Source organism: Xanthomonas sp. CFBP 8445, from assembly GCF_025666235.1.
In the GTDB taxonomy this organism is placed as follows: domain Bacteria; phylum Pseudomonadota; class Gammaproteobacteria; order Xanthomonadales; family Xanthomonadaceae; genus Xanthomonas_A; species Xanthomonas_A indica.
Genome location: NZ_CP102594.1, coordinates 3998983 through 4024379, shown reverse-complemented (window position 1 = coordinate 4024379; position 25397 = coordinate 3998983). Strand labels below are relative to the sequence as shown.

The following is a 25397-nucleotide window of genomic DNA, read 5'->3' as shown; positions in this document are numbered from 1 at the left end:
GCTCGGGCGGCTGCCGACCGAGGGCGGCCTGCAGGCGCCGATCGGCGAGGCGCTGGTCGCCGCGGGGGTGATCGATCCGCCGCAGCTGCAGAATGCGCTGACCCTGCAGTCGCGCTGGCGCTCGCGGCTGGGCGACGTGGTGCTGGCGCAGCGTGGGGTGGCCGCACTGCGCTTCTACACGGTGCTGGCGCAGCATTTCGGGCTGCATTTCGTCAATCTGCTCCAGCAACCGATCGATCCGGCCCTGTTCCAGCCGGAGCGGCTGGCCGACTACGCGCAGCGCCTGGTGCTGCCGTGGCGCGAGGAGGACGGCCAGCTGGTGCTGGCGGTGGCCGATCCCGGCCCGGAGATCTTCGCCTGGGCGCGCGCCACCTACGGCGAGCAGGTGCGCTTCGTCGGCACCTCCAAGTTCGACATCGTCTGGAGCCTGCAGCAGCACGCCGACGCGCAGCTCACCCACGACGCGCTGAACCTGCTGGCCGAACATGCACCGGAGCATTCGGCGCGGCAGGTGATTACCCGCGCGCAGTCCGCCTTCCTGGTGGCATTGACCGTGGTGCTGGCCGCGGCCCTGGCGCTGTGGCCGCTGGTCACCCTGATCGCGCTCAACACGCTGATCGCGGTGGCGTTCCTGGCCACCTTCGGGCTGAAGCTGGTGCTGGCCTGGCGCGGCGCGCGGCGCCGCATCGACATCAAGGTCAGCGACGAGGAAGTGGCCGCGCTCGGCGACGAGGACCTGCCGGTCTACACGGTGCTGGTGCCGATGTACAAGGAACCGGACGTGCTGCCGATCCTGGCCAACGCGCTGCGCCGGCTCGACTACCCGACCTCCAAGCTGGACGTGAAGCTGGTGCTGGAGGCCGACGACACCGAGACCATCGAGGCGGCCAAGGCGCTGGGCCTGGAGGCGTTCTTCGAGATCATCCGGGTGCCGCCGTCGCAGCCCAAGACCAAGCCCAAGGCCTGCAACTACGCGCTGCGCTTCGCCCGCGGGCAGATGCTCACCATCTACGACGCCGAGGACAAGCCGGAGCCGGACCAACTCAAGCGCGTGGTCGCCGCATTCCGCAAGTCGCCGGCCGACGTGGCCTGCATCCAGGCGCGGCTGAACTACTACAACGCCGACGAGAACTGGCTCACGCGCATGTTCACGCTGGAATACACGTTGTGGTTCGACTTCTACCTGCCGGCGCTGGAAACCCTGCGCATCCCGATTCCGCTCGGCGGCACCTCCAACCACTTCCGCCTGGACATCCTGCGCAAGGTCCACGCCTGGGATCCGTACAACGTCACCGAGGACGCCGACCTGGGCGTGCGCCTGACCCAGCAGGGCTACCGGGTCAGCGTGGTCAACTCGACCACGTTCGAGGAAGCCAACGTCAGCATCCCCAACTGGATCCGGCAGCGCTCGCGCTGGCTCAAGGGCTACATGCAGACCTGGCTGGTGCACATGCGCAACCCGGTGCAGCTGTACCGCTCCACCGGCGTACGCGGGTTCTGGGGCTTCCAGCTGTTCGTCGGCGGCACCTTCTTCACCGCACTGGCCGCGCCGCTGATGTGGCTGAGCTACGGGCTGTGGCTGGCGGTGGGCTCGAAATTCTTCGATCCGTTCTTCCCGCCGGCGCTGCTGTACCTGAGCCTGCTCAACCTGCTGCTCGGCAACGGCTTCCTGATCTACATGACCCTGGTGGCGGCGTTCAAGCGCGACTACTTCCGCCTGGCGCCCTACGCGCTGACCGTGCCGCTGTACTGGCTGCTGCAGTCCATCGCCGCCTACAAGGGCCTGTGGCAGCTCATCCGCAACCCGTTCTACTGGGAAAAGACCACCCATGGCATCAGCAAGCACATGGCCGAAGAGCGCCGCGCCGCGCTCGACGACTGACGCGCCGCCGCGCGCGCGTGGCACCGCGGTGTTCGTGCTCACCGCGGCGCTGCTGGCGCTGCTGTGCCACCGGTTGCTCGCGCATGGCTACATGAGCGACGACGCGATGGCGCAGTACGCCAAGCTGCTGCTGTTGCGCGACGCGGCCGGCTTCCGCATCGAGTACCTGGGTTTCCTGTACGCGCAGGCCTCGCTGTACCTGGGCGTGCTGATCGGCGGCCTGCCGGGGTTGTCCACGCCGCTGCTGCCGTATCTGGTCGACGTGCTGGCCGGGGCGACATTGGTGACCCTGCTGTGGCGCGACATCGCCGCCGGGCTGGGGCGCGGCTGGGCGTGGGCGCTGAGCGCGAGCCTGGTGCTGCAGCCGTTCTTCCTGTGGCCGACGTTGTCCGGCAACAACCAGGGCCTGGGCCTGCTGGTGTTCTACGTGGCCGCGCGCGCGCTGCGCCACTTCCGCGACGATCCGGAAGCCTTCGCCTACCTGCGCCTGGCTGCGAGCCTGTGCCTGCTGTTCTTCGTCGACGAGCGCGCCTGCTTCCTGGCGGTGGCGCTGGCGCCGTGGCTGTTCCTGATCGCGCCGCCGCGGCTGATGCGGCAGGCGCCGCTGGCGTTCTACCTGGTGTGCTACCTGCCGTTCCTGTTCGCGGTGGCGGCCTGGATGTACCTCAACTACATGTTCTTCGGCGACCCGCTGCTGTTCGTGCGCGACGCCAACTCCGCCTTCCGCGGCATCTATGCGCAGGCGGCGCTGCAGCCGTGGCTGCAGCAGGCCGCGGCGCAGCCGTGGTGGCCGCCGTTGTGGCTGTCGCTGGCCGGGCTGGTCAGCGCGCCGCTGTTGCTGTTGCTGCGCCACACCCGCGCCGGCGACACCTGGCGCAGCGTGCTGGCCGCCACCTTGACCGTGATCGGCGCCGGCACGCTGGCCACCTGGGCGCGTTTCACTGCGCAGCCGCTGGACTTCCTGGCCCTGCTGCTGGTGCCGTTGGCGCTGGTGCTGGGCGACCTGCGCCGCGACCTGCGCTGGCTGGGCCTGGTGTTGCTGCTGGCCGGCGCGGTGTCCAGCGGCTGGGTGATCGCCCGCACCGCCACCTCCACCACCCGCGACTGGATCGCCGCGCTGCAGGCGCCGGCGCCGCCACGGCATGCCGACGCCGCACGGCTGGGCGCGTGGCTGGCCGAGGCGCGGCAGCCGACCCTGCTCGACGACCGCGCCAGCTACCCGGTGATCGTCGCCCGCGGCGACGCCAGGCAACTGATCCTGCCGTTCGACCCGCGCTTCAAGCAGGCGCTGGTCGATCCGCGGCAGATGCCGGCGCAGGTGGTGGTGAGCGACCCGGCCAGCCAGGCCGGCGCCCTGGACAGCCTCAACCGGCGCTTCCCGCAGCTATGGCAACAGGGCCTGCCGGGCTACAGTCTGGTCTACCACCAGGGTATCTACCGGGTATGGCGCCGATCGCCGTGAGACTGCTGGCTGCACTGTTGCTGGCGCTGAGCGCCGGCGGCTGCAGTGCGGCGCCGGCGCCGCCGTGGCTGGGCGCCAACGTCAAGGTCTCGCCGCAGGCGCCATGGGGCAGCGCGGCGGCGCAGCAGTCGCTGCGGCAACTGGCCGATGCCGGCGCCTCGCGCGCGCTGCTGGTCGCCTTCGTCTGGCAGGCCGCGCCGCAGTCCTCGGCGCCGGTGCTGGGCAGCGACAGCAGCCCGGCGCTGATCCGCGCCGGACTGCGGCAGATGCGCGCCGCGGGCCTGCAGCCGGTGCTGAAGGTGCATCTGTGGATTCCCGGGCACTGGGCCGGCGAGGCCGCGCCGGCCGATCGCGATGCCTGGTTCGCCGCCTACCAGCGCGCGCTGCTGCAACTGGCGCAGGTCGCCGCCGAGGAACGCGCCAGCGCGCTGATCGTCGGCACCGAACTGCGCCAGTTGCAGGATGCGCCGCAATGGCCGGCCCTGCTGGCGGCGGTGCGCCAGGTCTATCGCGGCCCGATCGGCTACGTCGCCGACGGCCTGGAGCAGGCCGAGCGCTTCGGTTACTGGGACCGTTTCGATTTCGTCGGCACCAGCCTGTACCCCGCGCTTTCCGCCACACCGGCGCAGCGGCGCGCGCAGATGCATGCGGTCGCGGCGCGCGTGCAGACGCTGGGAGAGCGCAGCAGCCGCCCGGTGTGGGTGGCCGAAGTGGGCTTGCGCTCGGCGCGCGGCAGCCTCGCCGCGCCGTGGGAAAGCCCGGAGCAGCGCAGCGCCGAGGTCGATACCGCGTTGCAGGCGCAGGTGCTGCGCGAGTGGCGCGAGGTGCTCGACGCGCAGTCGCGCATCGCCGGCATCGCGCTGTGGTGCTGGTACACCGACCCGGACGCCGGCGGCGCGCAGGACAGCGATTTCACCGTGCAGCACAAGCCGGCGCAGGCGGTGCTGAAGCGGTGACGCATGGTGCATGGCCTTTCGTCCGCGGTGGGGGCTGCAGGACACTTCCAGTAACGCAATTTTTCACTGCTCAGCGGGACATCGCTTACTTGTAGGAGCGGCTTTAGCCGCGACCAACGTAATCGATTAGGCATGTCACGTTTGAAGCTGCTTCTGCGATTAGAACGAAGCTCAAGCACAAGCTAACGCAAAGGCAAATGCTTTCGCCCTGCGGGCGAGTCACTTTTCTTTGCTTGTGCAAAGAAAAGTAACCAAAAGAAGCGCTTCACCACAGCCGAAGGCTGGTCAAGCACACCCCGAAGCGCGCCCTCCGCGCTACGCGCTCCGGGTTCGCAGCCACGACGGACATTTTTCGACGGCACATCCATGTGCCGGCGAAAAACGACGCGCATCCTGCGCGCCGCCCTTCGGGTATTCGCCCGCCGTGCCTGCCGCGATGAGGGGGTCGTCAAAGCAAAAGCAAAAGCAATAGCAATAGCAGGAGCCAGAACAGGTGTGGCGATGCGGTGGCGATTGCGATGACCGCTTTTGCAAAGGGCGACAACTTGGCGCAACGCATCGGGCGCATAATCGCGCGATGATCATCGACTCGTTGCTGGACACCGATCTCTACAAGTTCACCATGATGCAGGCGGTGCTGCATCAGCATCCTGGCGCGCAGGTGGAGTACCGCTTCAAGTGCCGTACCCCGGGCATCGACCTGGCGCAGTACCTGCCGCAGATCTCGGCGGAGATCGACGCGCTGTGTGCGCTGCGCTTCCGCGAGGAGGAACTGGACTACCTGCGTGCGATGCGCTTCATCAAGCCGGACTTCGTCGATTTCCTGGCGCTGTTCCACCTGGACCGCAAGTATCTGCAGGTGCAGGCCTCGACCAGCGTGCCCGGCGAGATCGAACTGCACATCCGCGGGCCGTGGCTGCACACCATCCTGTTCGAGGTGCCGCTGCTGGCGATCGTCAACGAGGTGTGGTTCCGCAATGCCGGCGGGGGAGAGCATGCCGAAGGCCTGCGCCGCCTGCAGGCCAAGATCGCGCTGCTGCGCGATACCCCCGGATACGACGGCTGCGCCATCGCCGACTACGGCACCCGCCGCCGCTATTCGCGGGCCTGGCACGGCGAGCTGCTGCCGGTGCTGCAGCAGACTTTGGGCAAGCAGTTCGTCGGCACCAGCAACGTGCATTTCGCCCGCCGTTACGGGCTGACCCCGCTGGGCACGATGGCCCACGAGTACCTGCAGGCGTTCCAGGCGCTGGGGCCGCGGCTGCGCGACTCGCAGGCGGCGGCGCTGGAATCGTGGGCGCGCGAGTACCGCGGCGACCTCGGCATCGCATTGTCGGACGTGGTCGGCCTGGACGCGTTCCTGCGCGATTTCGATCTGTACTTCTGCAAGCTGTTCGACGGCATGCGCCACGATTCCGGCGACCCGTTCGAATGGGGCGAGCGGATCCTGGCGCACCTGCAGCGGCATCGGGTGGATCCGCGCAGCAAGATCCTGGTGTTCAGCGACGGCCTGGACATCGACAAGGTGATGCGGCTGTACGCGCATTTCCGCGACCGCTGCATGCTGGCGTTCGGCGTCGGCACGCACCTGACCAACGACCTGGGCCTGGTGCCGCTGCAGATCGTGATCAAGATGGTCCGCTGCAATGGCCAGCCGGTGGCCAAGCTCAGCGACTCGCCGGGCAAGACCCTGTGCGACGACCCGGCCTACCTGGCCTACCTGCGCCAGGTGTTCGAGGTGCCGGCCGAGGACCCGCGCTGAGTGCTGCGGCAGTGCGCCGACGCGGCGGACGCCGCGGTCCCGGGACGGCCGGACAGGCGTCGCAGTTCGGCGCATCGGGACTTTGCGGTGAAGAGGGAGTGAGATACACTGCGCGATAAAGTGAGAACTGTGTCGCAATAGTGGCGGTCGGCGACGGCCGGCCAGGCGCCGCAGCCGCTACGCCGTTGTCGTTCCGTCCCTGCCCAGAGACTTCCTCGATGAGCGCTCACGCGTTGCAGACCCATTACCGCACCCATGCCTGTTCGCGGCAGTGGCGCGGCTTTCTGCGCGCGTTGGCCGAGGAGTTCGCCGCCGAACTGGGGGCCGAGGACCTGGCGCTGTTGATGGCGCGCATCGGCCGCCGCTTCGCCGCCGAACATCCGGTCGGTGCCTGCGCCACCCTGCAGGACCTGGAGCAGGCGGCCAACCGTCTCTGGGACCAACTGGAATGGGGCTATGCGCGGTTCGAGGAACACGCCGACCGCGTCGAACTGCTGCACGCCGGTTCGCCGCTGCACATCGGCCTGGCCGGGCAGGCCACCGGCGCCGACGGGTTCCTGGAGGGGGTGTATCAGGCATGGTTCGTGCAGGTCGGCATGTCGGCCGGGCTGGGCGTGCGTGCGTTGTCGTCCGGGAACGAAGACCTGCGGCGCTTCGTGCTGGCCAGGATCGGCTGAGCGCGGCGGCAGCGACCGACTATTTTCAGATCGTCATGAGGGGAGTCATGTCCAAGAAGTCCAAGCAGACGGGTGCCGAAACCGGCGACGACGTCTCCAGCCTGTTCGCCAAGCTCGGCAGCAGCGGCGCTACCGCCTACCAGGATTTCTCCGCCGACCGGCTCAGCGCGATGGAGCCGGTCGCGGTGCCGCCGCCGCCGCCGGCGCCCGCCGTCCCGGCACCGGTGCTGTCGGTGGTGCGCGCCGCGGTCGAGCCCAGGCCGACCGCCCCGTTGCCGGTTGCGCCGCCGCCGCCAGCGCCTGCCGCCCCGGCTGCGCCGGCGCCGGCCGCCGCCGTGGCGGGAACCGGCAGCGGCACGCCGTTGCAGCAGTTGTTCCAGCGTCTGCTCGAGGCTGGCCGCGAGGCCGCCGTGCCGGCGCCGGGCGGTCCGCTCAAGCGCTTCTTGACTCGTTGATGCCGCGCGGCGCCTCGGGCGCCGCCCTGTTTGCCGTCGCCGCGTGGTGGGGAAGACCGCGCGCCGACCTCCTCCCCCTTGTTAGGAACCGCCGATGAGCGCTGCCTCCGCGTCGCATGCCGCGCGCCCGCTGCATGTCCTGGCCAACTGGTCGCTGTGGCTGCTGGGCGCCGTGTTGCTGGTCTTCGTCGTCGCCATCCCCATGGAGGTGCCGCAGCAACTGGTGTTCTCGCTGGTGGTGTTCGCCGCGGCCATGCTGCTGCGGCGCAGTGGCAGCCGCCTGGCGATCCTGGTGATGATGGCGCTGTCGCTGGCGGTGTCCTCGCGCTACATCTGGTGGCGCCTGACCCAGACCGTGGGCATGAGCAGCCCGATCGACCTGAGCCTGGGCCTGGGCCTGCTGCTGGCCGAACTGTACGCATTCGTGATCCTGGCCCTGGGCTATTTCCAGGTGCTGTGGCCGCTGAACCGGCGGCCGCTGCCGCTGCCGGCCGACCAGCGGCAATGGCCCAGCGTCGACCTGTTCATCCCCACCTACAACGAACCGCTGTCGGTGGTGCGCTCGACCATCCTTGCCGCCAGCGTGATGGACTGGCCGGCCGACAAGCTCAACATCTACCTGCTCGACGACGGCCGCCGCGACGAGTTTCGCGCGTTCTGCGCGCAGGCCGGCATCCACTACGTCACCCGCACCAACAACTTCCATGCCAAGGCCGGCAACATCAATGCCGCGCTGAAGAAGTCCAGCGGCGAGTACGTGGCGATCTTCGACTGCGACCACATCCCCACGCGCTCGTTCCTGCAGGTGGCGATGGGCTGGTTCCTGCGCGACGCCAAGCTGGCGGTGGTGCAGATGCCGCACTACTTCTTCTCGGCCGATCCGTTCGAGCGCAACCTCGGCAACCACGGCAAGGTGCCCAACGAGGGCGAGCTGTTCTACGGCCTGCTGCAGGATGGCAACGACCAGTGGGATGCCACCTTCTTCTGCGGCTCGTGCACGGTGATCAAGCGCAAGCCGCTGGAGGAAGTGGGCGGGGTGGCGGTGGAGACCGTCACCGAGGACGCGCACACCGCACTGAAGCTGCACCGTCGCGGCTACCGCAGCGCCTACATCGCGGTGCCGCAGGCCGCCGGCCTGGCCACCGAGAGCCTGTCCGGCCACGTCGCCCAGCGCATCCGCTGGGCGCGCGGCATGGCGCAGATCGCGCGGCTGGACAATCCGCTGCTGGGCAAGGGCCTGCGCCTGTCGCAGCGGCTGTGCTACGCCAACGCGATGCTGCACTTCTTCTACGGGCTGCCGCGCATCGTGTACCTCACCGCGCCGCTGGCCTTCCTGTTCTTCGGCGCGCACGTGATCCACGCCTCGGCGCTGATGATCCTGGCCTACGCGCTGCCGCACATCCTGCAGGCCAACCTGACCAACCTGCGCACCCAGGGCAAGTTCCGCCACCTGCTGTGGAACGAGGTCTACGAGACCACCCTGGCCTGGTACATCCTGCGCCCGACGCTGGTGGCACTGTTCAATCCCAAGCTCGGCAAGTTCAACGTCACCCCCAAGGGCGGCCTGGTACCGCGCAGCTACTTCGACGGGCAGATCGCCAAGCCCTACCTGTTCCTGCTGGTGCTCAACCTGGCCGGCGTGGTCGCGGGCGTGATGCGCCTGCTCAGCGTGCAGGCCGGCGGCGAGGCGCAGACCATCTGGTTCAACCTGGCGTGGACCGCCTACAACGTGCTGCTGCTCGGCGCCACCATCGCCACCGCCAGCGAGATGCGCCAGGTGCGCCGCTCGCATCGCGTGCCGCTGGACATCCCGGCCACGCTGCACCTGGCCGATGGCCGCGAACTGGCCTGCCGCACCGTCAACTTTTCCACCGGTGGCATGGCCCTGCGCCTGCTCGCGCCGGTGCCGGTGGAGCCGGACATGCCGGTGGAGATCGCGCTGCCGCAGCGCGGCAGTTCCAAGCGCCTGCCGGCGATGGTGCGCCACGACCGCGACGGCGAAATCAGCATCCAGTTCCGGCCGATGTCGATCGAGCAGGAGCGCTGGCTGGTGGCCTGCACCTTCGCCCGCGCCGACATCTGGGTGTCGCAGTGGGGCCGCCACGACCGCGACCGCTTCTGGGTGTCGCTGGGGCGCGTGTTCGCGGCCAGCATGCGCGGCTTCCGGCGCCTCGGTCAGCACATCGCCAGCAGCGCGCGCAGCGGCTGGCGCGGCCGCGCCACCGGCGAGGAGGCGGCGCCGTGAGTCGTCGTCCCGCGGTGGTGCGTTGCTCCCTCTCTTTCCCTTCTTTCCGGTTGCCGTCGATGCGTCTACCCGCCCTGGCTGCGTGCTGTCTCACGGTCCTGTCCGGCCTCGCCCTGGCCCAGGAGCCGACCCTTCCCGCCACCGCGCCGTCGCCGGCGGCCGCCGCGACCGCCACGCCGCTGCCGCCGCCGGCCGAGCGCGAGCGCTCGGCCACGCTCAAGCAGCTCGGCGTGGACTACGAGATGACCCTGCGCGGCATCCAGGGCAGCGCCGGCATTCCCTTCAGCACCCGTACCGACGAAGTGGTGCAGGCGGCGAACCTGCACCTGGTGTACAGCTATTCGCCGGCGCTGCTGCCGGACCTGTCGCACCTGAAGGTCAGCGTCAACGGCGTCACCGTGGCGACCCTGCCGGTCAGTCGCGAGAACGCCGGCAAGCTGCAGCAGAGCGACGTGCCGATCGATCCGCGCCTGATCAGCGACTACAACCGGCTCAACCTGCAGCTGATCGGCCACTACACCCGCGACTGCGAGGACCCGGACCACACCAGCCTGTGGGCCAACATCGATCCGTCCACGCGGCTGTCGCTGACCGCCACCCCGCTGGTGCTGCGCAACGACCTGGCGCTGCTGCCGGTGCCGTTCTACGACAAGCGCGACACGCGCCGCTTGGAACTGCCGTTCGTGTTCCCGCAACGCCCGGACCTGCCCACGCTGCGCAGCGCCGGCATCGTCGCCTCCTGGTTCGGCGCGCAGGCCGGCTACCGCGGCGCGTCGTTCGGCGTGGCCATCGGCGACGTGCCGGCCACCGGCAATGCGGTGCTGTTCGCCACCGCTGCGACCCTGCCGGCGGAACTGGCGGCGACCCAGGCCGGCTTGAGCGAGATCTCCGGTCCGACCCTGGCGATGGTCGCCAACCCGCGCGATGCCACCGGCAAGCTGCTGCTGGTGCTGGGCCGCGACGACGCCGACCTGCAGCAGGCCGCCACCGCGCTGAGCCTGGGCACGCCGTTCAACGGCCCGGTGGCGCGCATCGGCGAGCTCAAGCAGGCGCAGCCGCGCAAGCCCTACGACGCGCCCAACTGGATCTCCAGCGACAGGCCGGTGCGCTTCGGCGAGCTGGTCGCGCAGACCGCGCAACTGAACGTCAGTGGCTACCACCCCGATCTGATCCGGGTCGGCCTGCAGCTGCCGCCGGATCTGTTCGTGTGGCAGCGCGACGGCATCCCGATCAACCTGCGCTACCGCTATACGGTGCCGGAGACGCAGAACAAGTCCGCGCTCAACGTCAGCATCAACGAGGCCTTCGTGACCACGCTGCCGCTGACCGGTCACGCCTACGCCGAGTCGTTGCCGTTGCGCTGGTGGCACGAGCTCTCGCCCAAGGGCGCGATGCCGGTGGAGCAGAAGCTGCTGCTGCCGACCGGGCCGTTCTCGGCCAACAGCCAGCTGCGCTTCCACTTCTTCTTCGACCGTCCGCAGGCGGAGGCGTGCAAGAACACCTTCCCCGACGTGTCCGGCGCGATCGATGCGGATTCCAGCGTGGACCTGCGCTCGTTCCATCACTACATGGCGATGCCGAACCTGGCCGCGTTCGGCAATGCCGGCTTCCCGTTCACGCGCCTGGCCGACCTGTCCGAATCCACCGTGGTGGTGCCGGACGAGATCGGCGATCAGGACATGGCCAACCTGCTGACCCTGCTCGGCCGGCTCGGCGCGTCCACCGGCTATCCGGCGCTGCGGGTGACCCTGATCCACGCCGCCGAGGTCGACAAGCACGCCGACAGCGACCTGCTGGTGTTCGGCAGTCTGCGCTCGCAGCCGCTGTTCCAGCGCTGGAGCGCGGCGCTGCCGATCGGCGACGGCGCCAGCGGACAGCGGTTTTCGATGAGCGACTGGGTGCTGGACAAGCTGCCCGGCTTCCTGGCGTTCGATCCGCGCCGCACCGACCTGCCGACCACTGCCGAGGTCGCAGTGAAGCCGGCGCCCGGCGATGTGGTGCTGATGGGCTTCCAGTCGCCGCTGAAGGCCGGGCGCAGCGTGGTCGCGCTGCTGGCCGAGGACCCGGCCAGCGTCGAGGACTTCTTCGACGCCTGGTTCGAACCGGCCACGCTGAAGGATTTCCAGGGCAGCGTGGTGCTGCTGCAGAAGGGCAAGGTGCGCAGCCTGGCCGGCAACCAGACCTACTACGTCGGCCACCTGCCGCTGCCGACCTGGGCGCGCTGGTACTTCTCGCAGCATCCGCTGCTGCTCGGCCTGGCGGTGGTGGCGCTGAGCGTGCTGCTGGCGCTGGCCGCGCGCGTGGTGCTGCGCCGGCATTCGGCGGCGCGGCTGCAGGAAGGCCAGTGAACGCACACACTGGCCAACGCCGGCGCCTGCTCGGCGGCCTGCTCGCCGCCGGTGCGGCGACGCTGCTGCCGCCGGCGCGCGCCGCGCTCGCCGCAGCGCCGGCCTGCGCGCCGTGGCGCGAGTGGACCGCATTCGTCGGCAAGCACCTCGATGCCAGCGGGCGGGTGATCGATTTCCAGCACCCCGACCAGCGCAGCACCTCCGAAGGCCAGTCCTACGCGCTGTTCTTCGCGCTGGTGGCCAACGACCAGGTGCTGTTCGAGCGCGTGCTCGGCTGGACCCGGCACAACCTGTGCGGTGGCCGCCCACAGCAGGTGCTGCCGGCGTGGCTGTGGGGCCGCGCCAGCGACGGCAGTTGGCGCGTGCTCGACGGCAACACCGCCAGCGACGCCGACCTGTGGATCGCCTACGTGCTGCTCGAGGCCGGGCGCCTGTGGCAGCGGCCCGGCTACACCCAGGCCGGCCTGCAGACGCTGGCGCTGGTGCGGCGCACCGAGCTTGCCGAGTTGCCGGGGTTCGGCAGCATGCTCTTGCCGGCGGCCAAGGGTTTCGTCAAGCCGCAGCGCTGGACGCTCAACCCCAGCTACCTGCCGATCCAGTTGCTGCGGCGCTTCGCCGCGGTCGATCCGAAGGGGCCATGGGCCGGCCTGGCCACGCGCAGCGCGCGCCTGCTGCGCGACAGCGCGCCGGTCGGCTTCGCCCCGGACTGGATCGCCTGGAACGGCCGCGAGTTCGGCGTCGATCCGGACAAGGGGGCGCTGGGCAGCTACGACGCGATCCGCGTGTACCTGTGGGCCGGCATGCTCGACGCGGCCGAGCCGCTGCGCAAGGCACTGCTCGACGATCTGTCCGGCCCGCTGCAGCAACTGCGTGCGCAGGGCCGCCTCGACGAGAAGATCGACACCCGCCAGGGCGTCGGCAGCGGCCAGGCGCCGCCCGGCTTTTCCGCGGCCCTGCTGCCGTACCTGAGCGCGCTGCGCGAACCGGCGCTGCTCAAGGCGCAGGCGCAACGCATTCCCGCCCCCGGCGACGCCGCCGCGGCCCGGCTTCCCTACTACGACCGGGTGCTGATCCTGTTCGGCCGCGCCTGGCTCGACAACCGTTACCGCTTTTCCGCAGACGGCGCGCTGCAGCCCGCCTGGAGAACCCAATGCTCCGCATGAACCTCAAGCCCCTGTACCTGGCCGGCATGATCGACCTGTGCCTGCTCGCCGGCAGCGCACAGGCGCAGAACGCCACCGCCACCCAGCAACTGGTCAGCCAGGGCAACTACTGGCACGACCAGGGCCGCGACGACCTCGCCGCCGACGCCTGGCGCAAGTTGCTGCAGGTCGACCCGAACCAGCCCGATGCGCTGCTCGGCCTGGCCCAGATCGATCTGGCGCAAGGCCGCCAGACCGACGCGCGCAAGCGCCTGGCGCAACTGCAGAAGGCGCATCCGCAGGCGCCGCAGACCCAGCGCCTGGTCATGTCGATCGGCGGCAGCGGTGGCAGCGGCGACACGATCGAGCTGCGCAATGCGCGCCGCGCCGCCGCCGCGGGCCGCTACGTGGACGCGGTGCGCGCCTACCAGGCGCTGTTCGACGGCAAGGGGCCGCCGGACGCGCTGGCGCTGGAGTACTACCAGGTGCTGGCCGGCACGCCGCAGGGCTGGGAGGGCGCGCGCGACGGCCTGCGCCGCCTGGCCGCTGCGCAGCCGGACAACACCGCCGCGGCGCTGGCGCTGGCGCAGGTGCTGACCTACCGCGAACCGTCGCGGCGCGAAGGCATCGCCCAGCTCGCTGCGCTGAGCAAGCGCGCCGATGTCGCCGGCCCGGCCCGCGCCGCCTGGCGTCAGGCCTTGCTGTGGCTCAACGCCGGGCTCGCCGATGCGCCGCTGTACCAGGCGTTCCTGGCCGCCAATCCGAACGATGCCGAGGTCGCCAACAAGCTGGCGCAGGTGCAGGCGCGGCGCGCGCAAGGCGGCGGCGACCCGGCCGGCGAACAACTCGGCGAGGGCTTCAAGGCGCTCAACGCCGGCAACCTGGCGCTGGCCGAACAACGCTTCGCGCAGGTGCTGCGCGCGCGTCCGCGCGACGCCGAGGCGCTCGGCGGCCTGGGCTCGGTGCGGCTGCGCCAGCAGCGCTTCGGCGAAGCGCAGGAACTGCTGCGCCCGGCCGCGGCCGCCAACGGCAAGTGGCGCAGTGCGCTGGACAGCGCGCGCTACTGGCTGCAGCTGCAGCAGGCGCAGGACGCACGCACACGCGGCGACAGCGACGCGGCGCTGCGCCTGGCCCAGCAAGCGGTCAAGCTCAAGCCCGAGGAGGCCGCCGGCTACGCGCTGCTGGGCGACCTGCAGGCGGCCAGCGACGCCGCCGCGGCCGAGAAGAGCTACCGCGAGGCGCTGCGTCTGCATGCCGACGACAGCGGCGCGCTGCAGGGCCTGATCGCCCTGTACAGCCGCCAGGGTCGCGCCACCGAGGCCAGTGCGCTGTTCGCCCGGCTCAGCCCGGCGCAGCGCCAGCAGGCCGGCGGCGAGTCCGCGCTGAAAGCCAACCTGCAGCGCGCCCGCGCGCAGCAGGCGCTGGAGGCCGGCGACAGCGTCACCGCGCAGAGCGAACTGGAGAAGGCGATGGTCGACAACCCGGGCGATCCGTGGGTGCGCCTGGACCTGGCGCGGCTGTACCAGCAGGCCGGGCGTCCGGACCAGGCGCGCAGCGTCATGGATGGCCTGCTCGCGGTGCACGGCGACATGCCCGAGGCGCTGTACGCCAACGCACTGCTGGCGCAGGAGCGTGGCGACTGGGCCACCGCCTACGCCAGCCTGGAGCGCATCCCGGCCACTGCGCGCACCGCCGAGATGCGCGCGCTGCGCAACACCGCCTGGGTGGAACAGCAGGCGGCACAGGCGCGGCTGCTGCAACAGCAGGGCCGCGGCGGCGAAGCGCAGTTGCTGCTGGGCCGCACCGAGGCCGCGCTGGGCGATGCGCTGGAGCAGCCGGCGCTGCTGGCGGCGATGGCCGGCGCCTATGCCGACATCGGCAGCAACCAGCGCGCGCTGACCCTGGCGCAGCGCCTGGTCGCGCAGAACCCCTCCACCGAGGCGCGCCTGCAGTACGCCGGCGTGCTGTTGCGCGCGCACCAGGACGCCGAACTGGCAGCGACCCTGCGGCAACTGCGCGACAGCGACATGAGCGCCGAGCAGCAACGCCGCTACCAGGCGCTGCGCAGCGGCTACGTGCTGCGCCAGGTCGATGCGCTGCGCGAACTCGGCAACCTCGAAGCCGCCTACGACGCGCTGGCGCCGCTGCTGGCGCAGCAGAACCAGGATCCGCAGGCGGTGGCCGCGCTGGCGCGGCTGTACGCCGCCGCCGGCGACCAGCGCCAAGCACTGGTGCTGTACCAGCAGCAACTGCAGCAGTCGCCCAACGACCTGGACACGCTGATCGCCGCGGCCAACACCGCCGCCGCCCTGCGCGACCTGCGCAGTGCCGAGGACTATCTGCAACGCGCGCTGGCGCAGGCGCCGGATTCGCCGCAGGTGCTCGCCGCCGCCGGCCGCGTGTACCGCAGTGCCGGCAAGAACCGCAAGGCCGAGAGCTACTTCCGCGCCGCGCTGGCGGCGCAGGCGCGCGAGGCGGGACAGTACGACAACGGCCTGCCGGCGGCCAATGGCCCGGCGTCCTATGCCGCCGCCGGGCGCCCGCTCAATCCCTTCGCCGGCATGAACGGGCGCATGCCGCGCAGCGCCGCGGTGGTGTCCGACAGCCTCGGCGGCGGCATGCCGGCGCCGGCCTACGCGGCGTCCGCACTGCCGGGATCCGCGCCGGCCGTGGCCGCCGGCGACGACCTGCCGCCGCCGGCCAGCGCCAGTGCCGCCGGCGTGGCCCTGGCCGCATTGCCGGTGCCGGGCCAGCGCACGACCACGACCACCCGCACCGCACCGCGCGCGCTGCCCGGCGATGACGGGTTGCTGGCCGCCGCGCCGCGCGCGTCGCTGCGCAAGCCGCCCGCAGCGGCCACGTCCGTGGGCGGTTCCAGCGTGCTCGACGAGTTGCGCGAGGTGCAGGCCGAGAACAGCGACAGTCTCGCCACCGGCGCCAGCTACCGCGCCCGCGACGGCGAAGCCGGCCTGGGCCGGCTGCGCGATCTGGAAGTGCCGCTGCACGGCGAGTTCGCGGTGGGCGAGGGCAAGCTGCAGGTCGACGTCACCCCGACCCTGCTCGATGCCGGCACGCTCGGCACCGGCTACGCCACCGCCAGCCGCTTCGGCGCCGGCCCCGCGGCGGCGATGGGCGATGCCCTGGCCGCCGACCGCACCCCGATCGACAGCCTGGTCGGCAGCGACCTGTACCAACTGCTGCTCACCGAGGGCAACAGCAACGCCACCCGCAACGCGTTGCGCACCTACGCGGTCAACACCGGGCTGTACAACAAGCTGTTCAACGACACCGACCCGGCGCTGACCAATGCGCAGCGCGAGGCGGCGGCGCTGCAGGCGCTGTACGCCGAACCGCTGTCGGCGTTCCTGCTCGGCAATACCGCCGCCGACACCGCGATCGGCACGCTGGCCAGCGCCATCCTCGGCGATGCCTCGCGCAGCGCCGACCTCAGTGCCGCCGACATCGCCCGCTTCCGCAACCTCGCCGCCAACCCCACCGCCGCGGCGCTGACCCCGGCCGGCTTCAGCCAGGCGCTGTACACCATGGCCGCCAACGGCAATGGGGCGCGGCGCATGGACCAGGACGCGCGCGGCGTCGGCATGGCGGTGACCTACAAGAACGGCGGCTTCAGCGCCGATCTGGGCAGCACGCCGGTCGGCTTCCCCGAGCGGCGCATCGTCGGCGGCGTCGGCTATCGCGGCCAGGCCGGCGACAACCTGACCTATTCGAGCGAGGTGTTCCGGCGTGCGGTCAGCGACAGCCTGCTGTCCTTCGGTGGCGTCGACGACGGCCGCGCCGGACTCGGCTGGGGCGGCGTGACCAGCAACGGCCTGCGCCTGTCGGCCACCCTCGACAACGGCCTGCTCGGCGGCTACGCCAGCGTCAGCGCCGATCGCCTGGTCGGCCGCAACGTCGCCGACAACGACCACCGCCAGGTCGACCTGGGCGTGTACGTGCACGCGCTGGACACCGAGAACCAGTCGCTGACCGCCGGCCTCAACCTGACCGCGATGCAGTACGACAAGAACCTGGGCGGCTACACCTACGGCCAGGGCGGCTACTTCAGCCCGCAGGACTACGTGGACCTGGGCTTCCCGGTGCACTGGAGCGGGCGCACGGCCGGACGCACGGTCAACTGGAGCGTGGACGCCAGCGTCGGCGTGCAGCACTTCCGCAGCGACGACAGCCCGTACTTCCCGACCAGCGCGCAGATGCAGCAGGCCGCCTACGACGCTGCCTCGCTGGCCGCGCTGCTGGGCCTGACCGACCGCTACGTCGCGCCGGTCTACGCCGGGCAGAGCAAGACCGGCATGTCCTACAACATCGCCGGCGCGGCGGAGTGGCAGATCGCCCCGCAACTGTTCCTGGGCGGCCGCCTGCTGTTCAACAACGCCCGCGACTACACCCAGTTCAGCACCAACATCTACGTGCGCTTCGTGCTCGACCGGCTCGGCGCCGGCCTCGGCCGCCGCCCGCAGGTGCTGGCCTCGCCGTACGTGCCGGAGTAGGGCGCCGCGGGCGCGCTGCTCCCGTCGTACGTAGGAGCGGCTTCAGCCGCGACGGGCGTTCCACGGGGGGAGCCCGTCGCGGCTGAAGCCGCTCCTACAGCTTTTCGCCAGCAGCCTTGCGGCGCGCGGGATCGGAACGCTGCATCACGGCTGTTGCAGGGTGCGCAGTTACCCCGCTGCACGCGCCGCCGCCACGGCGGATAATCGCGGCCATCCCCGCTGCCAGGAGTTCGCCATGATCCGCGACATCATCCGCATGGGCGACCCGCGTCTGCTGCGCCAGGCGCCGCCGGTCACCGACTTCGACAGCGCGCAACTGCACGCGCTGGTGGCCGACATGTTCGAGACCATGGACGCCGCACGCGGCGTCGGCCTGGCCGCGCCGCAGATCGCGGTGGACCTGCAGTTGATGGTGTTCGGCTTCGAGCGCAACGCGCGCTATCCGGACGCGCCGCCGGTGCCGCGCACCGCCTTGGCCAATGTGGTGATCGAGCCGCTGTCCGACGAGCTGGAGGACGGCTGGGAAGGCTGCCTGTCCATTCCCGGGCTGCGCGCGGTGATTCCACGCTACCGGCACATCCGCTACCGCGGCGTGCTGCCGGACGGCACCCCGCTGCAGCGCGAGGCCGAGGGCTTCCATGCCCGCGTGGTGCAGCACGAGCACGACCACCTGATCGGCCGGCTGTATCCCTCGCGCATCCGCGACTTCGACAAGTTCGGTTTCGAGGACGTGCTGTCGTACGAGTTGTAGCGCAGGATCGACGTGCTTTTCGTAGGAGCGGCTTCAGCCGCGACCGGGCGTTACCGGTTACGCCTCGGTCGCGGCTGAAGCCGCTCCTACGACAGCGCCGATCACCGGCAAGTCCCAGAACGCACACGGCCCGCGCGAGGCGGGCCGTGGCGGGTGCTGCTAGAAACGCGCTGTGGCTTACTTCAGCGCCTTGAAGCGCAAGCGCTTCGGGCCGGCGTCGTCGCCCAGGCGGCGCTTCTTGTCCTCTTCGTACTCGCGGTAGTTGCCCTGGAAGAACTCCACGTGCGAGTCGCCCTCGAAGGCGAGGATGTGGGTGGCGATGCGGTCCAGGAACCAGCGATCGTGCGAGATCACGAAGGTGTTGCCCGGGAACTCCAGCAGCGCGTCTTCCAGCGCGCGCAGGGTTTCGATGTCCAGGTCGTTGGACGGTTCGTCGAGCAGCAGCACGTTGCCGCCCTGCAGTAGGGTCTTGGCCATGTGCAGACGCCCGCGCTCACCGCCGGACAGCGAACCGACCATCTTCTGCTGGTCCTGGCCCTTGAAGTTGAAGCGGCCGATGTAGGCGCGCGACTGGATCTCCACGCCGTTGATGTTGAGGATGTCCAGGCCGCCGGAAATCTCCTGGAACACGTTGTGGTTGCCTTCCAGCTTGTCGCGGCTCTGGTCCACGTACGACAGCTGCACGGTCGGCCCGACCACGATCTCGCCCGAATCCGGCTTCTCCTGCCCGGTGATCATCTTGAACAGGGTCGACTTACCGGCACCGTTGGGGCCGATGATGCCGACGATGGCGCCCGGCGGGATGATCATCGACAGGTTGTCGATCAGCAGGCGGTCGCCGAACTTCTTGGAGACGTTCTTGAACTCCATCACCGAGTTGCCCAGGCGCTCGCCCGGCGGAATGAAGATTTCGTTGGTCTCGTTGCGCTTCTGGTAATCGACCGACTGCAGCTCGTCCAGGCGCGCCAGACGCGCCTTGCCCTTGGAACGGCCGCCCTTGGCGTTCTGCCGGGCCCACTCCAGTTCCTTCTGGATGGCCTTCTGCCGCGCCTTCTCCTGGTTCTCTTCCTGCTTCAGGCGCTCGTCCTTCTGCATCAGCCATTCGGTGTAGTTGCCCTTCCACGGAATGCCGCGGCCGCGGTCCAGTTCCAGGATCCACTCGGCGGCGTTGTCGAGGAAGTAGCGATCGTGGGTGACCGCGACCACGGTGCCGGTGTAGCGCGCCAGGAACTGCTCCAGCCACTCCACCGACTCGGCGTCGAGGTGGTTGGTCGGTTCGTCGAGCAGCAGCATGTCCGGCTTCTGCAGCAGCAGCCGGCACAGCGCCACGCGGCGCTTCTCGCCGCCGGACAGGTTGGCGATCTTGGCGTCCCACGGCGGCAGCCGCAGCGCGTCGGCGGCCACGTCGAGCTGGTTCTCCAGGGTGTGCGCATCGCCGGCGGCCAGGATCGCCTCCAGGCGCTCCTGTTCCTTGGCCAGCGCGTCGAAGTCGGCGCCTTCCTCGGCATAGGCGGCGTACACCGCTTCCAGCGCGGCCTGCGCCTGCAGCACTTCGCCCACGCCTTCCTCGACCGACTCGCGCACGGTCTTGTTCGGGTCCAGCTCCGGCTCCTGCGCCAGGTAGCCGACCTTGGTGCCGGGCTGCGGACGCGCCTCGCCCTCGAAATCGGTGTCCACGCCGGCCATGATCTTCAGCACGGTGGACTTGCCGGCGCCGTTGAGGCCGAGCAGGCCGATCTTGGCGCCGGGGAAGAACGACAGCGAGATGTCCTTGATGATCTGGCGCTTGGGCGGCACGGTCTTGCTGACCCGGTTCATGGTGTAGATGTATTGCGACATGGCGGCTCCAAAGGCGCAGGGCGCCCGCCGGCCGGCGGCCGGAGGGCGTCGAAAGGGATGGCGGATTATAGCCGGACGGCCGCCGGCATTCGTTGCCGCGCGGTGGCGGCAGCAGACGCGCGGGGCGATGCCGCGCGGCCTACTCGGCGATCGGCGGCAGCGCAGCCGTGGTCGCCGTTGACGAGGCGCCCGCGCGCCGTTGCCGGCGCAGATAGAACAGTGCGCAGATCACCAGCACCAGCATCGCCAGCCATTCGCTGTGCAGGGCGGCCTGCATCGCGGCCAGGCTGCCGCCGCCGCGGGCGTGCGCATAGATGGCGCCCAGTGCCGCCGGGCCCAGGCCCATGGCCGCCTGCAGGATGGTGGAGAGCATGGCGCTGCCCGCGCCGGCGTGCGCGGTGGGGACCTGGGACAGGCCGATGCGGTAGAAGCTGGCCACGATCCAGGCCTGGCCGGCGCCGATCAGCGCCGTCGCCGGGGCCAGGTTGCGCGCGCCCGGATGCGGCCACACGGCGTGCAGCGTCCAGCCCAGCGCCAGCAGGCCCAGCATCTGCACCAGACAGCCCAGCAGCAGCGTCGGCAGCGGGCCGCAGCGCGTCGCCACGCGGGCGCTGACCAGCGCGGAGGCGAAGTAGGCCGCCCCCAGCACGATGAAGGCGTTGCCCGACTGCAGCGGCGAGAGACCGGCGCCGGTCTGCAGGGTCAGCGCCAGCACGAACATGAAGCCGCTCCAGCAGGTGAAGAACACCCCGCCGACCAGCAGCGCGAAGCGCACGCTGGGCAGCCGCAGCAAGGCCGGCGGCAGCAGCGGGGTCCGTCCGCGCCGTTCCTGCCACAGTTCCACCCGGGTCAGTGCCGCCAGCAGCGGCAGGCAGGCCGCCAGCACCGCCAGGCACGCCGGCGGCCAGTGCAGCGCCGGGCCCAGCGCCAGCGGCAGCAGCAGGCAGGCCAGGAACAGCCCCAGCAATCCGGCGCCGGCCAGGTCGGGCGGCATCCGCTGCGCCGCGCGGGTCTCCGGCACGGCGCGCAGGCTGGCCAGCGCCAGCAGGCAGAACGGCAGGTTGATCAGGAACACGCTGCGCCAGCCGGAGCCGCCGATGTCGGCGCTGACCAGCGATCCGCCCAGCACCTGGCCGATGACGAAGGCGATGCCGCCCAGCGAGCCGTACAGTGCCAGCGCCCGCGCGTGCGCCTTGCCGTGCAGGCTGACGTGGATGGTGGCGAGGATCTGCGGCACCGCCAGCGCCGCGCCCAGCCCCTGCAGCGTGCGGCCGGCCAGCAGCGCGCCCACCGAACCGGCCACGCCGCACAGCAACGAGGCCAGGCCGAACAGCAGCACGCCGGCCCCGAACACGCGGCGCCGGCCGAGGTTGTCGCCGAGCCGGCCGCCCGCCGCCAGGCCCACCGCGAAGGCGACGCCGTACACGGCCACGATCAGTTCCAGTTGGGTCGCCGACGCGTGCAGCGTGTGCGCGATCGAGCCGAGCGCGACATTGAGGATGGAGAAGTCGATCAACGGCAGCATCTGCCCGATCAGCAGGATGCCCAGGCCGCGGCGGCTGAGGGTGGGGGCGGTGGTGGACATGTCGGAGGTGGGGAAGGTGGGGGAGGTCATGGCGCGCAGTATGGAAGCCAAGTAAACTGGTACAAGGACTCATTTATCCTGGTACTGAGGGTGCCTCCCTGGCATCCCGGGCGGTCGCCTCGGCACCGCATCCGGCAGGCAGGCGGGACACGGCGGCGCAGCCTTCGCCGTGCGCCGGCACGGCACCGTTGGTCACGTGCGGACCGCAACGCGGAGAAGACGATGCAACTGGACCTCGCGCATTCCACCCCCACGCCGCAGCGGGCGGCCGCACCCGCCGCGTCCGGCCCGGCCCTGGCCAGCGAGCGCGCCCGGGCGCTGGGCGCCTTCCTGCGCGCGCGCCGCGAGAGCCTGGATCCGGCGCGCCTGGCGCTGCCGCGCGGCGGCAGGCGGCGCACCCCGGGCCTGCGCCGCGAGGAGGTGGCCCTGCTCGCCGATGTCGGCGTGACCTGGTACACCTGGCTGGAACAGGGGCGCCCGGTGCGCGCCTCGGCGCGTGTGCTGACCGCCATCGCCCACGCCCTGCAGTGCTCGGAGGTCGAAACCGCGCACGTGCTGGCGCTGGCCGGGGTGGGCGGCACCACCGCACTGGCGCCGCCGCCGTGCGAACGGCTGACCGGCACCGCGCGCATGTTGCTGGACCAGCTCGGGCCGTGGCCGGCGATGCTGCAGACCCCGCGCTTCGACATCCTCGGCGCCAACCCGGCCTTTCAGCGTCTGATGGGCGTGACCCTGGCCGACCTTGCGGATGCAGATCGCAACTGCGTCTATCAGGCCTTCACCAATCCGCGCTGGCGCGACGCATTGCTCGATCGGCAGGACGTGCTGCAGCACATGGTGGCGATGTTGCGCGCGGCGATGGCCGAGCACCTGGGCGAGCCGGAATGGGAGGCCTTGCTGGCGCGCTACCGTGCGGCCTCGTCCGAATTCGATGCGCTGTGGCGGCAGCGGCGCGAGGTGCGGGGTGTGGAGAACCAGCTCAAGCGCTTCCGTCATCCGACGGAAGGCGAGTTGCGCCTGCATCAGGTCAACTGGTGGTCGGCGCCGCGCAACGGCAACCGCCTGGTGGTCTATTTGCCAGCCGATGACACAGCGCAGGCCGCGCTGTTGCGCCTGCATGCGCAGGCCGGAATTGCCGCTGGATGAACGTTTTCCTAGCCCGATCCGGCAAGCTGAATACGTAACCGATTCCAGCAGGAGACGGTTCAGATGGAAACGGCCTAAATGCAACCGCCACACCACGTGACGGAGTTGCCATGAACATGAAACGCATTGCCACAATTGCCCTCTCGTCCGCGCTGGCGCTGGGTTTCATGGCGCCACCCGCGTTCGCCTGGGGTCCGGGCGGCCCGGGCCCCGGTTGGGGCCCGCCGGGTCCTCCGGGCCCGCCGCCCCCGCCGCCGGGCCCGGGTCCGCGCGACCACGGCTGGTACGACCGTGGCTACCGCGACGCCGACCGTGAGCGCTACTGGCGCGACCGCGAGCGCGACCGCCGCGATGCCCGTCGCGCCTACGACCGCGGCTACCGCGACGGTTATCGCAACGGCCCGGACGTCGTCTACTACCGCCCGGGTCCGCCGCGCTGGGCCCGCGGCCAGCGCTACTACGGCCCGAACTACGTGGTCTACGACTACGACCGCTATCAGGTCCGGCGCCCGCCGTACGGCTACCGCTGGGTGCGCGACGACACCGGCAACCTGCTGCTGGTCGCCATCGCCACCGGCGTCATCGCCGACCTGGTGCTCAGCGGCCGCTGACCTCGGTTGCAACACCGGCGAACGGCCTCCTTCGGGAGGCCGTTCGCGTTTTGGTTCGCCCTCGGGCGCGCGCGGGGCTTAAACTAGTCGTCTGCCTTCTGTCCATGCCCCCGGAGACCCGATGTTCCCGCGCGACGCCCGCATCGAAACCTACGATCCCGAACTGGCCCGCGCCATCGCCGCCGAAGCCGGCCGCCAGGAAGACCATGTCGAGCTGATCGCCAGCGAGAACTACTGCAGCCCGCTGGTGATGGAAGCGCAGGGCAGCCAGCTCACCAACAAGTACGCCGAAGGCTATCCGGGCAAGCGCTACTACGGTGGCTGCGAATTCGTCGACGTCGCCGAGCAACTGGCGATCGACCGGGTCAAGCAGCTGTTCGGCGCGGACTACGCCAACGTGCAGCCGCACAGCGGCTCGCAGGCCAACCAGGCGGTGTACTTCGCGCTGCTGCAGCCGGGCGACACCATCCTCGGCATGTCGCTGGCACACGGCGGCCACCTGACCCACGGCGCCAAGGTCAACGCTTCCGGCAAGCTGTTCAACGCCGTGCAGTACGGCGTCAACGACCAGGGCCTGATCGACTACGACGAGGTCGAGCGGTTGGCCCTGGAACACAAGCCGAAGATGGTGGTGGCCGGCTTCTCCGCCTACTCGCAGGTGATCGACTGGGCGCGTTTCCGCGCCATCGCCGACAAGGTCGGCGCGTATTTCTTCGTGGACATGGCGCACGTGGCCGGCCTGGTCGCCGCCGGCGTCTATCCGACCCCGCTGCCGCACGCGCACGTGGTCACCTCCACCACCCACAAGACCCTGCGCGGCCCGCGTGGCGGCATCATCGTCGCCAGTGCCGCCGGTGCCGGCGACAAGCTCGAGGACCTGTCCAAGAAGCTGCAGTCGATCGTGTTCCCTGGCATCCAGGGCGGCCCGCTGATGCACGTGATCGCGGCCAAGGCGGTGGCGTTCAAGGAGGCGCTGGAGCCGGAGTTCACCAGCTACCAGCAGCAGGTGGTGAAGAACGCGCAGGCCATGGCCAAGACCCTGATCGCGCGCGGCTACAAGATCGTCTCCGGCGGCACCGAAAACCACCTGATGCTGGTCGACATGATCGGCCGCGATGTCTCCGGCAAGGACGCGGAAGCGGCGCTGGGCAAGGCCCACATCACCGTCAACAAGAACTCGGTGCCCAACGACCCGCGCTCGCCGTTCGTGACCTCCGGCCTGCGCCTGGGCACCCCGGCCATCACCACCCGCGGCTACCTGGAACAGGACTGCGTCGACCTGGCCAACTGGATCGCCGACGTGCTCGACGCCCCGGCCGACGACACCGTGCTGGCGCGCGTGCGCGACGCGGTGACCGCGCAGTGCCGCAAGTATCCGGTGTATGGCTGAGCGGCGGGGATTGGAGATTGGGGATTCGGGATTGGGCGTAAGCTCGGCTCCTGATGCTCCTGCTTTTTCCAATCCCCAATCCCCAATCCCCAATCCCAGCCCCTGATGCACTGCCCCTTCTGCCAGCACACCGATACCCGGGTGATCGATTCGCGCGTGTCCGAGGACGGCGCGACGATCCGCCGTCGTCGCGAGTGCGAGGCTTGCGGCGAGCGTTTCAGCACGCTGGAGACGATCGAACTCAAGCTGCCGACGGTGATCAAGAGCGACGGCGGCCGCGAGGCGTTCGATGCGCGCAAGCTGCGCACCAGCTTCGACCGCGCGCTGCAGAAGCGGCCGGTGGCCGAAGAGCAGATCGAGGCGGCGGTGCGTGCGGTGGTGCACCAGCTGCGCATGTCCGGCGAGCGCGAACTGCCCTCGATCCGGGTCGGCGAGTACGTGATGGCCGAGCTGCGCAAGCTCGACCACGTCGGCTACGTGCGCTTCGCCTCGGTGTACCGCAGCTTCCAGGACGTGGCCGATTTCCGCGAGGAGATCGAGAAGCTCGAGCGCGAGTTGCCGGTGGGCAGCGAACAGTTGCCGCTGCTGGACCTGGTGCGCGCGGCCAAGCCGGGCGACAAGACAGGCAAGCGCTGAGC

General features: G+C 70.4%; 17 protein-coding genes. 15 read left to right on the top strand and 2 right to left on the bottom strand.

Annotated elements, in window-relative coordinates; genetic code table 11:
- Nucleotides 1-10: 10 nt before the first annotated feature.
- From NUG21_RS17310 to NUG21_RS17260, 11 genes are all read left to right on the top strand, one after another.
- Nucleotides 11-1882, top strand: coding sequence for a glycosyltransferase family 2 protein (locus tag NUG21_RS17310; protein ID WP_237473367.1), 1872 nt, complete (start codon nt 11-13; stop codon nt 1880-1882).
- Nucleotides 1830-3344, top strand: coding sequence for a hypothetical protein (locus NUG21_RS17305; protein ID WP_263391504.1), 1515 nt, complete (start codon nt 1830-1832; stop codon nt 3342-3344). The genes NUG21_RS17310 and NUG21_RS17305 overlap by 53 nt, the downstream gene beginning before the upstream one ends.
- Nucleotides 3335-4300 carry a glycoside hydrolase family 113 gene (locus tag NUG21_RS17300; protein WP_263393114.1) on the top strand — a complete coding sequence of 322 codons (966 nt, stop codon included), beginning with the start codon at nt 3335-3337 and terminating at the stop codon, nt 4298-4300. Before NUG21_RS17305 ends, NUG21_RS17300 begins: the two co-directional genes overlap by 10 nt.
- 577 nt (nt 4301-4877) lie before the next feature.
- Nucleotides 4878-6062 carry a nicotinate phosphoribosyltransferase gene (gene pncB / locus NUG21_RS17295; RefSeq protein WP_160948290.1) on the top strand — a complete coding sequence of 395 codons (1185 nt, stop codon included), beginning with the start codon at nt 4878-4880 and terminating at the stop codon, nt 6060-6062.
- A 218-nt stretch (nt 6063-6280) separates the two neighbouring features.
- Complete coding sequence (locus NUG21_RS17290) at nt 6281-6739, top strand: cellulose biosynthesis protein BcsD (protein WP_184502388.1); 459 nt, start codon at nt 6281-6283, stop codon at nt 6737-6739.
- A gap of 47 nt (nt 6740-6786) precedes the next feature.
- A complete protein-coding gene (locus NUG21_RS17285; RefSeq protein ID WP_263391503.1) occupies nt 6787-7194 on the top strand; it encodes a hypothetical protein in 408 nt (135 codons plus the stop codon).
- A 94-nt stretch (nt 7195-7288) separates the two neighbouring features.
- Nucleotides 7289-9439, top strand: a complete 2151-nt coding sequence (bcsA, locus tag NUG21_RS17280; protein WP_160948288.1) for a UDP-forming cellulose synthase catalytic subunit — start codon at nt 7289-7291, stop codon at nt 9437-9439.
- Nucleotides 9440-9498: 59 nt separating this feature from the next.
- Entirely contained in the window at nt 9499-11787 is a 2289-nt protein-coding gene (gene bcsB, locus NUG21_RS17275; protein ID WP_263391502.1) for a cellulose biosynthesis cyclic di-GMP-binding regulatory protein BcsB, read from the top strand.
- Nucleotides 11784-12950 carry a cellulose synthase complex periplasmic endoglucanase BcsZ gene (gene bcsZ / locus NUG21_RS17270; protein WP_263391501.1) on the top strand — a complete coding sequence of 389 codons (1167 nt, stop codon included), beginning with the start codon at nt 11784-11786 and terminating at the stop codon, nt 12948-12950. Before bcsB ends, bcsZ begins: the two co-directional genes overlap by 4 nt.
- A complete protein-coding gene (locus NUG21_RS17265) occupies nt 12938-17437 on the top strand; it encodes a cellulose synthase subunit BcsC-related outer membrane protein (RefSeq protein WP_263391500.1) in 4500 nt (1499 codons plus the stop codon). Before bcsZ ends, NUG21_RS17265 begins: the two co-directional genes overlap by 13 nt.
- Nucleotides 17438-17672: 235 nt before the next feature.
- Entirely contained in the window at nt 17673-18188 is a 516-nt protein-coding gene (locus NUG21_RS17260; protein ID WP_019797736.1) for a peptide deformylase, read from the top strand.
- 177 nt (nt 18189-18365) lie between these two features.
- Here the strand turns inward: NUG21_RS17260 and ettA are convergent, their stop codons facing one another.
- Together ettA and NUG21_RS17250 are read right to left on the bottom strand one after the other, a co-directional pair.
- Complete coding sequence (gene ettA / locus NUG21_RS17255; protein WP_017908418.1) at nt 18366-20027, bottom strand: energy-dependent translational throttle protein EttA; 1662 nt, start codon at nt 20025-20027, stop codon at nt 18366-18368.
- 139 nt (nt 20028-20166) lie between these two features.
- The gene (locus NUG21_RS17250; RefSeq protein ID WP_263391499.1) at nt 20167-21642 is read right to left on the bottom strand and encodes an MFS transporter; all 1476 of its coding nucleotides are present in this window, start codon (nt 21640-21642) and stop codon (nt 20167-20169) included.
- Between the two features lie 192 nt (nt 21643-21834).
- Here NUG21_RS17250 and NUG21_RS17245 point away from each other — a divergent pair, with 192 nt between their 5' ends.
- From NUG21_RS17245 to nrdR, 4 genes are all read left to right on the top strand, one after another.
- Nucleotides 21835-22758 (top strand): helix-turn-helix transcriptional regulator, encoded by a 924-nt coding sequence (locus NUG21_RS17245; protein ID WP_263391498.1) that lies wholly within the window; start codon nt 21835-21837, stop codon nt 22756-22758.
- 110 nt (nt 22759-22868) lie between these two features.
- Nucleotides 22869-23369: an RcnB family protein gene (locus NUG21_RS17240; RefSeq protein ID WP_160948414.1), complete on the top strand. Its 501-nt coding sequence runs from the start codon at nt 22869-22871 to the stop codon at nt 23367-23369.
- A gap of 121 nt (nt 23370-23490) precedes the next feature.
- The gene (gene glyA, locus NUG21_RS17235) at nt 23491-24759 is read left to right on the top strand and encodes a serine hydroxymethyltransferase (RefSeq protein WP_019796573.1); all 1269 of its coding nucleotides are present in this window, start codon (nt 23491-23493) and stop codon (nt 24757-24759) included.
- A gap of 105 nt (nt 24760-24864) precedes the next feature.
- Nucleotides 24865-25395 (top strand): transcriptional regulator NrdR, encoded by a 531-nt coding sequence (gene nrdR / locus NUG21_RS17230; protein ID WP_010340907.1) that lies wholly within the window; start codon nt 24865-24867, stop codon nt 25393-25395.
- Nucleotides 25396-25397 lie beyond the last annotated feature (2 nt).